A 9,291-nucleotide genomic window follows, 5' to 3' on the forward strand; every position below is an offset into this window, starting at 1 on the left:
AATACAGGCAGCCGCTGGGGGTGCAGGGCGCCAGCACCGCGCGGCCCTGGCTCAGCCCGCCGACGTTGTCACTGTGGAAACCGTCGACGTCCTTGTCCGGGCTGATGGCCTGCAGGGCGCGCAGTTCGTCGATATGCGCGGGCAGGGGCAGTTGCAACAACACACCGTGAACCGAACGGTCGGCGTTCAAACGGTCGATCAATTGCAGCAAGTGCTCAGTTGTGGTGTCGCTCGGCAGGCGATGTTCCAGCGAACGAATACCGACCTCTTCGGCGCGCAGCACCTTGTTGCGCACATACACCTGACTGGCCGGGTCGTTACCCACCAGTATCACCGCCAGGGTGGGCTCAATGGCCTGCTCGTAGAGGCTGGCCACGTCTTCGCGCACTTGCTGCAACACGCGTGTGGCGGCGGCTTTACCGTCAATCAAAAGGGGCGTATTCACCGGAAAATCACCGTTCTGTCCTGGTTGAGAAACACTCGATGTTCAAGGTGGTATTTGACCGCCCTGGACAGCGCCACGGTTTCGGTGTCGCGCCCGATTGCCACCAGATCTTCGGGCAAATGGGCGTGATCGACCCGTTGCACTTGCTGCTCAATGATCGGCCCCTCGTCCAGGTCGCTGGTCACGTAATGCGCGGTGGCACCGATCAGCTTTACCCCGCGTTGCCAGGCCTGGTGATACGGCTTGGCGCCCTTGAAGCCGGGGAGGAACGAATGGTGGATATTGATCGCCCGGCCTGACAGTTGTTGGCACAGGTCGTCGGAGAGGATCTGCATGTAACGCGCCAACACCACCAGCTCGGTGCCGGTGTCGTCGACGATTTTCATCAGTTCGGCTTCTTGCCGGGCCTTGGTGTCTTTGTTGACGGGCAGGTAAATGAAGCGGATACCCTCGCGCTCAGCCATGGGCCGCAGGTCGAGGTGGTTGGAAACAATGGCGGTGATGGTCATGTCGACCTCGCCCTTGTGGTAGCGGTACAGCAAGTCGCCCAGGCAATGGTCGTACTTGCTCACCATCAGCAACACACGCATCGGCTGGCGGGTGTCGTGGAGTTCCCAAGTCATGTCGAAGGCGGCGGCAACGTCACTGAACCCGTCTTTGATCTGCTGAAGGTCAGCGGCCTGCTCATCGTTGAAGCGAAACACGGCCCGCATGAAAAAGCGCCCGCTGAACTCATCGTCGAATTGCGCCATCTCCCCGATGTAGCAACCGTTGTCCGCCAGAAACGTGGTCACGGCAGCAACGATGCCAGACACCGCCGGACACGTAACCTTGATGATGAAATGGTTTTTTTCGTGTTGCATGACACATCCTCGGGAAGGTAGTGGCAGCTCATCGCAGGGCGAAAAAAGACATCAGCACAGCCGTTCTCGAGGCGGAACGTACTTTCTTGATGGGAATAAAATATTCCTGAATGTTGGCTTTATAGGGGAATGCCCGCGCCGCGTCCAGAAGTTTTAAGAATGTTTTTTAACTGGCAGGAATTTTAGGCGGGGTGAAAGATGCAATCTGTAGGAGCGAGCTTGCTCGCGATCTTTTGATCTTGATCTAAGAGCCCCTCACCCTAGCCCTCTCCCGAAGGAGAGGGAACCGATTGGGGGATGCTGAAGATATTCGGTGGCCTTTTTGCTGCGCGACAATGCGGTATCGAAGACGGGGCGGCAGCCAAAGAGGGAAGGGCTTATTCCTTGTCGTTGCCGTAGTTCATGATCGACAACAAGCGAATCGGGACTTGCACCAGTTGTTCTGGCCCGTGGGGGATGTCGCCTTCGAAGGTCAGGCTGTCGCCCGCCTGCATGCGGTACAACTGGTTGCCGTGGCGATAAATCAATTCGCCTTCCAGCAAATGCAAAAACTCGGTGCCCGGATGGGCGAAGGTCGGGAACTCTTCGCTGGCGTCGTCCATGCTCACCATGTACGCCTCAAAACTCTTTTTCGGGCCGCGTGTGTGGTTGAGCAAGTGATAGGTATGGCCTTTCTCGGTGCCCCGGCGCACCACTTCCATGCCTTGGTCGGCCTTGACCAGCAGCGCGCTGCCGTCCTGCTGATCGTATTCACTGAACAGCTTGGACATCGGCAAACCGAGCACGTCGCACAGACGGCTCAAGGTATCGAGGCTGGTAGAGACCTGGGCGTTTTCGATTTTGCTCAACATGCCCTGGCTGATATCGGCAATTTTGGCCACGTCGGACAACTTCAAATCCTGAGCCTGGCGTTGGCGCTTTATCTGCATGCCCAAGTATTGCTCAAGCTTGAGCCGTGGAGCGGGTTCGGTTGGCATCGTCATTCAGTCCTGCACACTTTCCGTTCAGTAATAATAGTTTCGCACTGAGAAAGTGCAAAAAGCTGGTTACAGGCTAGCGGATCATTGGCCATATTCCCACCGGGAAAAGAATTTTCCCATATAGACAGCACGAAAACGCCACTGGAGGCGTTTTGACGCAGCGCTGACAACTCTGGCAAGGGCTTTGCATTCCTATTGGGAAACTAACTTTCTTTTTAGGAATAAAAAGACGGTTAAGGCCAACCCTCACTGTTTTGCCTTTCGCCAGGAGTGACGAGTAATGCTGCCAGCAGAAACCCAGCGCATCATCGATAAGCACGGGATCAAGTACGTGCTTGCGCAGTTTGTCGATATTCACGGTGCGGCGAAAACCAAGTCGGTGCCGATTTGTGGCCTCAAGACCGTCGCCGAAGAGGGCGCCGGGTTCGCCGGTTTTGCCATTAGTGGCATGGGCATGGAGCCCCACGGCGCGGATTTTATGGCCCGCGGCGATTTGTCGACCCTGACCCCGGTGCCCTGGCAGCCAGGTTACGGGCGAGTGGTGTGCGTGGGGCATGTTGATGGCAAGCCGCACCCTTACGACAGCCGTTATGTGTTGCAGCAACAAGTGCAGCGCCTGGCGGACAAGGGCTGGACCCTCAACACCGGGCTGGAGCCGGAGTTCAACCTGATGCGCCGTGACGAGCAGGGCACGCTGCAACTGGTCGACCCCAGCGACAACCTCGACAAGCCTTGCTACGACTACAAAGGCCTGTCGCGCTCAAGAGAGTTTCTGGAAAAACTCACCGAAGCTTTGCAAGCAGTGGACTTCGAGGTCTACCAAATTGACCACGAAGACGCCAACGGCCAATTCGAGATCAATTACACCTACAGCGATGCGCTAACCTCCGCCGATCGCTTCACGTTCTTTCGCATGGCGGCCGGTGAAATCGCCAACGACCTGGGCATGATTTGCTCATTCATGCCCAAGCCTGACCCGAAACGGGCGGGCAACGGCATGCACTTTCACCTGTCGATCAGCAGCGCCGAAAACAAAAACCTGTTCCATGACGCCAGCGACCCCAGCGGCATGGGCCTGTCGAAAATGGCTTATCACTTTGCTGCCGGTTTGCTCGCCCACGGCCCGGCCCTGTGTGCCTTCGCTGCGCCGACCGTCAACTCTTACAAGCGCCTGGTGGTAGGGCAGTCCTTGTCCGGCGCCACCTGGGCACCGGCCTTTATCGCCTTCGGCGCCAACAACCGTTCAGCCATGGTCCGCGTGCCTTACGGGCGTCTGGAATTTCGCCTGCCGGATGCCGGGTGCAACCCGTATCTGGTCAGCGCAGCGATCATCGCAGCCGGGCTCGACGGCATCGACCGCCAGTTGGAAATCGACCACGTCTGCAACGAAAACCTCTACAGCTTGAGCCTCGAAGAAATTGCCGCCCGGGGCATCAAGACCTTGCCGCAATCGCTCAAGGAAGCCTGTGACGCGTTGCAAGCCGACCCGCTGTTTGCCGAGGTGCTCGGCCCGCAAATCGTTGGCGAGTTTATCAAGCTCAAACGCATGGAGTGGGTGGAGTACAGCCGCCACGTCTCCGACTGGGAAATCAAGCGTTATACAGAATTCTTCTGAGCTGCAAGCTTCAAGCTGCAAGTGAGAGCAGTTTGGAGGTGTGCCTGTCTACGCGGTTGCTTGGAGCTTGCAGCTAACCGCTCCCGAACAAAGTGAGGACTGCTCTTATGTGTGGAATCGTAGGTCTGTATCTGAAAAACCCGCAGCTGGAAGCCCGGCTCGGCACGTTGTTTGAACCCATGTTGCAGGCCATGACGGATCGCGGTCCGGACAGTGCCGGCTTTGCTATCTACGGCGATGAAGTGGCGGCAGGCTGGGTCAAGTTGACGTTGCAGGCAACCACTGAAAGCTTTGACTGGAACAATTTGATGGGCGCGTTGGAAGGGCGCCTGGGCTGCTCGCTGGACTGGTTTCAGAACGCCAGCGCTGCGGTGCTCAAGGTCAATGTCGACGAGGCATCGGTGCGTGCAGCACTGGCTGAGCTGGCGCCGACGGTGCGCATCATGAGCGCCGGGCAGAGCATCGAGATCCTTAAGGGCATGGGCCTGCCTGAGGACATTTCCCGGCGCTTCGGCCTGGCCGGCATGCAGGGCAGCCACATCATCGGCCACACCCGCATGGCCACGGAGAGCGCGGTGACCATGGAAGGCAGCCACCCGTTTTCGACCGGCGCCGACTTGTGCCTGGTGCACAACGGCTCGCTGTCCAATCACTTCCGCCTGCGTCAGGAACTCAAGCGCGAAGGGATTCATTTCGAAACCGACAACGACACCGAAGTCGCGGCCGGTTACCTGACCTGGCGCCTGCAGCAGGGTGACTCGCTGAAAGAAGCGCTGGACCACGCGCTGGAAGACCTCGACGGCTTCTACACCTTCGCCATCGGCACCCGTAACGGTTTTGCGGTGATCCGCGACCCGATTGCCTGCAAACCGGCGATTTTGGCCGAAACCGACGATTACGTGGCCATGGCTTCTGAGTATCAGGCGCTGTCGAGCCTGCCGGGCATTGAACACGCACGCATCTGGGAGCCGGCACCGGCCACGTTGTACATCTGGGAACGCGAGTCAGCTTAAGGAGCGCACACATGAAAACCATCGATCTTTCCACTGCCAGCGTGCGCGAACTCAATCAGGCGCTGCACGACCAGGTTCCTAACGTTATCGACGCTGAATGGCGGGTGACCCACTCCAATGGCAAGCACAACCTCGCGGTGGGCGTGAACCAGGCCGTGTCCATCGATATTGAAGGCCACGCCGGTTACTACTGCGCGGGCATGAACCAGCAGGCGACGATTACCGTTCACGGCAACGTCGGCGTGGGCTGCGCCGAGAACATGATGTCGGGTGTGGTGCGGGTCAAAGGCAGCGCCTCGCAGGCGGCCGGGGCCACTGCCCATGGCGGCTTGCTGGTGATTGAGGGCGATGCCGGTGCGCGCTGCGGGATCTCCATGAAAGGCATCGACATTGTGGTCGGCGGCAGCATTGGCCACATGAGCTGTTTTATGGGCCAGGCCGGGCGTCTGGTGGTGTGCGGCGATGCCGGTGATGCACTGGGCGACTCGCTGTACGAAACCCACATCTATGTGCGCGGCAGCGTCGAGTCGCTGGGGTCGGACTGTATTGAAAAAGAGATGCGCGCCGAGCATCTGCAAGAGCTGCAAGGGCTGCTGGATGTAGCCGGTTTTGCGCACAAAGCCGCCGAGTTCAAGCGCTATGGCTCGGCCCGTCAGTTGTACAACTTCAAAGTCGATAACGCGTCCGCGTACTGATCCGCGCGAGGAGAACCCCATGAGCGATTCCACTAACCCAACGCCCACCACGCCGGTACTGCGCGAATCGGCCACCTTCGATCGCCTGACCATTCAGGAGATCCAGCGCGCGGCCGAAACCGGTATCTACGATATTCGTGGCGGTGGCACCAAACGCAAACTGCCGCATTTCGATGACTTGCTGCTGCTCGGCGCCAGCGTCTCGCGCTACCCGCTGGAAGGCTATCGCGAGAAGTGCGGCACCGATGTGATCCTCGGCAACCGCTTCGCGAAGAAGCCGATTCACCTGAAAATCCCGGTGACCATCGCCGGGATGAGCTTCGGTGCCTTGTCGGCCAATGCCAAAGAAGCCCTGGGCCGTGGCGCGACCATCGCCGGTACCAGTACCACCACCGGCGACGGCGGCATGACCCCGGAAGAGCGTGGCCAGTCGCAGCATTTGGTGTACCAGTATTTGCCGTCACGCTACGGCATGAACCCGGACGATTTGCGCAAGGCCGACGCGATTGAAATCGTCCTTGGGCAGGGCGCCAAACCGGGCGGTGGCGGCATGCTGCTGGGGATGAAAGTCACCGAGCGGGTGGCCGGGATGCGCACCTTGCCGATTGGTGTCGATCAGCGCAGCGCCTGCCGTCACCCGGACTGGACCGGCCCGGACGACCTGGCGATCAAAATTGCCGAACTGCGGGAAATCACCGACTGGGAAAAACCCATTTACGTAAAAATCGGCGCCAGCCGTCCGTACTACGACGTCAAACTGGCAGTCAAAGCCGGGGCCGACGTGATCGTGCTTGACGGCATGCAAGGCGGCACGGCGGCCACTCAGGAAGTGTTTATCGAACACGTCGGCATCCCGATTTTGTCGGCCATCCCGCAAGCGGTTCAGGCCCTGCAAGAGATGGGCATGCACCGCAAAGTGCAGTTGATTGTCTCGGGCGGCATCCGCAATGGCGCCGACGTGGCCAAGGCCATGGCCCTGGGGGCAGACGCTGTGGCCATTGGCACGGCAGCCTTGATCGCCCTGGGTGACAACCATCCGCGGCTGGACGCCGAACTGAAGAAAATCGGTTCGGCAGCGGGTTACTACGACGACTGGCAGAACGGTCGCGACCCCGCCGGGATCACCACCCAGGACCCGGAACTGTCCAAGCGTCTGGACCCGGTCGAAGGCGGTCGGCGATTGGCCAACTACCTGCGGGTGATGGTGCTGGAAGCCCAGACCATGGCCCGGGCCTGTGGCAAATCGCACCTGCACAACCTTGACCCCGAAGACATGGTCGCCCTGACCGTGGAGTCGGCCGCCATGGCCCGCGTGCCGCTGGCGGGCACCAGTTGGGTACCGGGCTCCGGCTACTGATAGACCCCACCTCGTAGGAGCGAGCTTGTCTCGCGATCTTTTGATCTTTTAAAAGATCGCGAGACAAGCTCGCTCCTACAATTTCGAACGTTCTTTTGCAGGAGCTTTGAACATGGTCAATCGCCCTCTCGGCAAATCTTCTTTGATGGTGTGCACAGCCATGCTGTTGGCACCGCTGGCTCAGGCCGCCGATGCACCCGTCCTGAACACCGGCAGCACCGCCTGGATGATCACCGCTGCCGCGCTCGTGTTGTTTATGTGCCTGCCCGGTCTGGCGCTGTTTTATGGCGGCCTGGTGCGGGCCAAGAACATGCTTTCACTGTTTACCCAGTGCTTCGGGATTGCCGGGGTGGTGGGCGTACTGTGGGTGATCTATGGCTACAGCATGGTGGTGGATACCACGGGCATGGTGGAGGGGCAGGTGACCTTCAACAGTTTTGTTGGTGGCCTGGGGCAAGCCTTTTTGAAAGGCATTAACGCCGACAGCCTGGTGGGTGACATCCCGGAAGGGGTGTACGTGACGTTCCAGATGACCTTCGCCATCATCACCCCGGCGCTGATCGCCGGTGCCTTTGCCGAGCGCATGAAGTTCTCGGCGGCGCTGCTGTTCATGGCGGTGTGGTTCACCCTGGTGTACGCACCGGTGGCGCACATGGTCTGGGGCGGGCCCGGTGCATTAATGCATAACTGGGGCGTGCTGGATTATGCCGGTGGTACGGCGGTGCACATCAATGCCGGGGTTGCCGCCTTGGCCGCTTGCCTGATTTTGGGCAAGCGCAAGGGCTACCAGAACACCCCGATGCCCGCGCACAACCTGAGCCTGACCATGGCCGGTGCGGCGATGCTGTGGGTCGGCTGGTTTGGCTTCAATATCGGTTCGGGCGGCGGCTTGAGCGGTTTGTCCGGGATGGTGATGCTCAACACCCAGTTGGGCGCATGCGCAGGCATTCTGGGCTGGATGTTCACCGAGTGGTTCAAGGTCGGCAAGCCCAGTGCTCAAGGCTTGGCCTGCGGTGCACTGGCCGGACTGGTGGGTATTACCCCGGCGTGTGCTTATGTCGGCGTCGGCGGTGCGCTGGCCATCGGCTTGTTGTGCGGGGTGTTCTGCTACTTGAGCGTCACCGTGCTCAAGCGCCGTATCGGTTATGACGACAGCCTGGACGTATTCGGCTTGCATGGCATTGGCGGGATGATCGGTGCAGTGCTGACCGGGGTGTTCTGTGTGCCGTCGTTGGGCGGTCTGGTGGACGGCGTGAGCATGGGCGCGCAAGTGATGGCGCAGATCAAGGGCGTGCTGCTGACCACGGTGTATTGCTTTGCCGCCAGTTGGGTGATTCTGAAAATCATCGACCGCGTGATGGGTTTACGTGCCGATGATGCCGTGGAAGAGCTGGGGCTGGATCTGGCTGAGCATAACGAGCGGGCTTATAACCACTGAAGCATTAGCATCCTGTAGTGATCGTGCTCGCGATCTTTGACAAAAGATCGCGAGCAAACTCAAGCCTACAGAGCGGTATTCAGCGGCGGGGTGCGGGGCGGGATCTGGCGTTTGCTGCCCAGTGCTTCAAACGCCGAGGCAATGCTCAGCAACGCCGAATCGTCGTAAGCGCGCCCGGCAAAGGTCAGGCCCACCGGCATGCCGATGTCGGCCATCACACCCATCGGCACGGTGACGGTCGGCACACCCAAATGACGGATCGCCAGGTTGCCGTTGGCCACCCACACGCCGTTGCTCCAGGCAATGTCAGCTGATGCCGGATTAACATCGGCGTCGGCCGGGCCTACATCCGCGACAGTCGGGAACAGCACGGCATCCAGGCCCAGGTCATCCATCCATTGTTCAAGGTCGATCTTGCGGGTCTGTTCCAGGCCGCGCAGGCCGTCCGGCAAACTCGCGATCTGGTCCCACGGGGTGATCCCGCGCTGGGCCATGCGCACGTACTCATCCATGCCCGCAGCCAGTTCATCTTCGCGGTTGGGCAGGGTGCCCGGGTCGTGCGGGAAAATCTGCGGGCCATCCACGTCGGCCAGGCGGTTGAGTTTCGGGTCGCCGTTGGCACGCAGGAAGTCATCGAAGGCCCAGGCTGACAGCTCCCACAATTCGTCGTGCATGAACTCCTTGGACACCAGCCCGCGGGTGAACACGGTTGGCGCGCCCGGACGGTCGCCTTCGCAATTGGACACCAGCGGGAAGTCGACTTCGATCACTTCGGCGCCCTTGGCCTCAAGGGCCTTGCGCGCGGCTTGCCACAGGTCGATGACCGAAGCGCGGGTGATGATGCGCTGCCCGGTCGGGCCGCCGATGCCGGGGTTTTCTGCGGTG

8 protein-coding genes and 1 pseudogene are annotated in these 9,291 nt (G+C 60.1%); 5 read left to right on the top strand and 4 right to left on the bottom strand.

Translation table 11 applies throughout. The features are described 5' to 3' along the window. From GHO41_RS27530 to GHO41_RS27540, 3 genes are all read right to left on the bottom strand, one after another. Positions 1-445, bottom strand: a 445-nt coding sequence (locus tag GHO41_RS27530; RefSeq protein ID WP_371929056.1) for a tetrahydrofolate dehydrogenase/cyclohydrolase catalytic domain-containing protein, incomplete at its 3' end; no start/stop codon positions are given. Further along, complete coding sequence (gene purU, locus GHO41_RS27535; protein WP_048369156.1) at positions 442-1,308, bottom strand: formyltetrahydrofolate deformylase; 867 nt, start codon at positions 1,306-1,308, stop codon at positions 442-444. The genes GHO41_RS27530 and purU, both read right to left, overlap by 4 nt. 377 nt (positions 1,309-1,685) lie before the next feature. After that, positions 1,686-2,285 carry a helix-turn-helix domain-containing protein gene (locus GHO41_RS27540; protein ID WP_048369155.1) on the bottom strand — a complete coding sequence of 200 codons (600 nt, stop codon included), beginning with the start codon at positions 2,283-2,285 and terminating at the stop codon, positions 1,686-1,688. 283 nt (positions 2,286-2,568) lie between these two features. Between GHO41_RS27540 and glnT the strand changes: the two genes are divergently transcribed. The 5 genes from glnT to GHO41_RS27565 all read left to right on the top strand — a co-directional run bounded on the left by glnT (position 2,569) and on the right by GHO41_RS27565 (position 8,406). Next, positions 2,569-3,903 carry a type III glutamate--ammonia ligase gene (gene glnT / locus GHO41_RS27545; RefSeq protein WP_048369154.1) on the top strand — a complete coding sequence of 445 codons (1,335 nt, stop codon included), beginning with the start codon at positions 2,569-2,571 and terminating at the stop codon, positions 3,901-3,903. A 107-nt stretch (positions 3,904-4,010) separates the two neighbouring features. Beyond that, positions 4,011-4,916, top strand: coding sequence for a glutamine amidotransferase family protein (locus tag GHO41_RS27550; RefSeq protein WP_153435183.1), 906 nt, complete (start codon positions 4,011-4,013; stop codon positions 4,914-4,916). Positions 4,917-4,927: 11 nt separating this feature from the next. Next, complete coding sequence (locus tag GHO41_RS27555) at positions 4,928-5,611, top strand: protein glxC (protein WP_153435184.1); 684 nt, start codon at positions 4,928-4,930, stop codon at positions 5,609-5,611. Positions 5,612-5,630: 19 nt separating this feature from the next. Next, complete coding sequence (locus tag GHO41_RS27560) at positions 5,631-6,968, top strand: FMN-binding glutamate synthase family protein (protein WP_153435185.1); 1,338 nt, start codon at positions 5,631-5,633, stop codon at positions 6,966-6,968. A gap of 112 nt (positions 6,969-7,080) precedes the next feature. Then, a complete protein-coding gene (locus tag GHO41_RS27565; protein WP_153392159.1) occupies positions 7,081-8,406 on the top strand; it encodes an ammonium transporter in 1,326 nt (441 codons plus the stop codon). Positions 8,407-8,471: 65 nt separating this feature from the next. Here GHO41_RS27565 and GHO41_RS27570 read toward each other — a convergent pair. Beyond that, positions 8,472-9,291, bottom strand: a pseudogene (locus tag GHO41_RS27570) (amidase family protein); the annotation flags it as partial.

The sequence above is a fragment of the Pseudomonas sp. FSL R10-0399 genome (assembly GCF_009600165.1).
In the GTDB taxonomy this organism is placed as follows: domain Bacteria; phylum Pseudomonadota; class Gammaproteobacteria; order Pseudomonadales; family Pseudomonadaceae; genus Aquipseudomonas; species Aquipseudomonas helleri.

Coding starts and splice junctions, on each gene's coding strand:
- purU (WP_048369156.1), bottom strand. CDS start 1,308: ATGCAACACGAAAAAAACCATTTCATCATCAAGGTTACGTGTCCGGCG.
- GHO41_RS27540 (WP_048369155.1), bottom strand. CDS start 2,285: ATGCCAACCGAACCCGCTCCACGGCTCAAGCTTGAGCAATACTTGGGC.
- glnT (WP_048369154.1), top strand. CDS start 2,569: ATGCTGCCAGCAGAAACCCAGCGCATCATCGATAAGCACGGGATCAAG.
- GHO41_RS27550 (WP_153435183.1), top strand. CDS start 4,011: ATGTGTGGAATCGTAGGTCTGTATCTGAAAAACCCGCAGCTGGAAGCC.
- GHO41_RS27555 (WP_153435184.1), top strand. CDS start 4,928: ATGAAAACCATCGATCTTTCCACTGCCAGCGTGCGCGAACTCAATCAG.
- GHO41_RS27560 (WP_153435185.1), top strand. CDS start 5,631: ATGAGCGATTCCACTAACCCAACGCCCACCACGCCGGTACTGCGCGAA.
- GHO41_RS27565 (WP_153392159.1), top strand. CDS start 7,081: ATGGTCAATCGCCCTCTCGGCAAATCTTCTTTGATGGTGTGCACAGCC.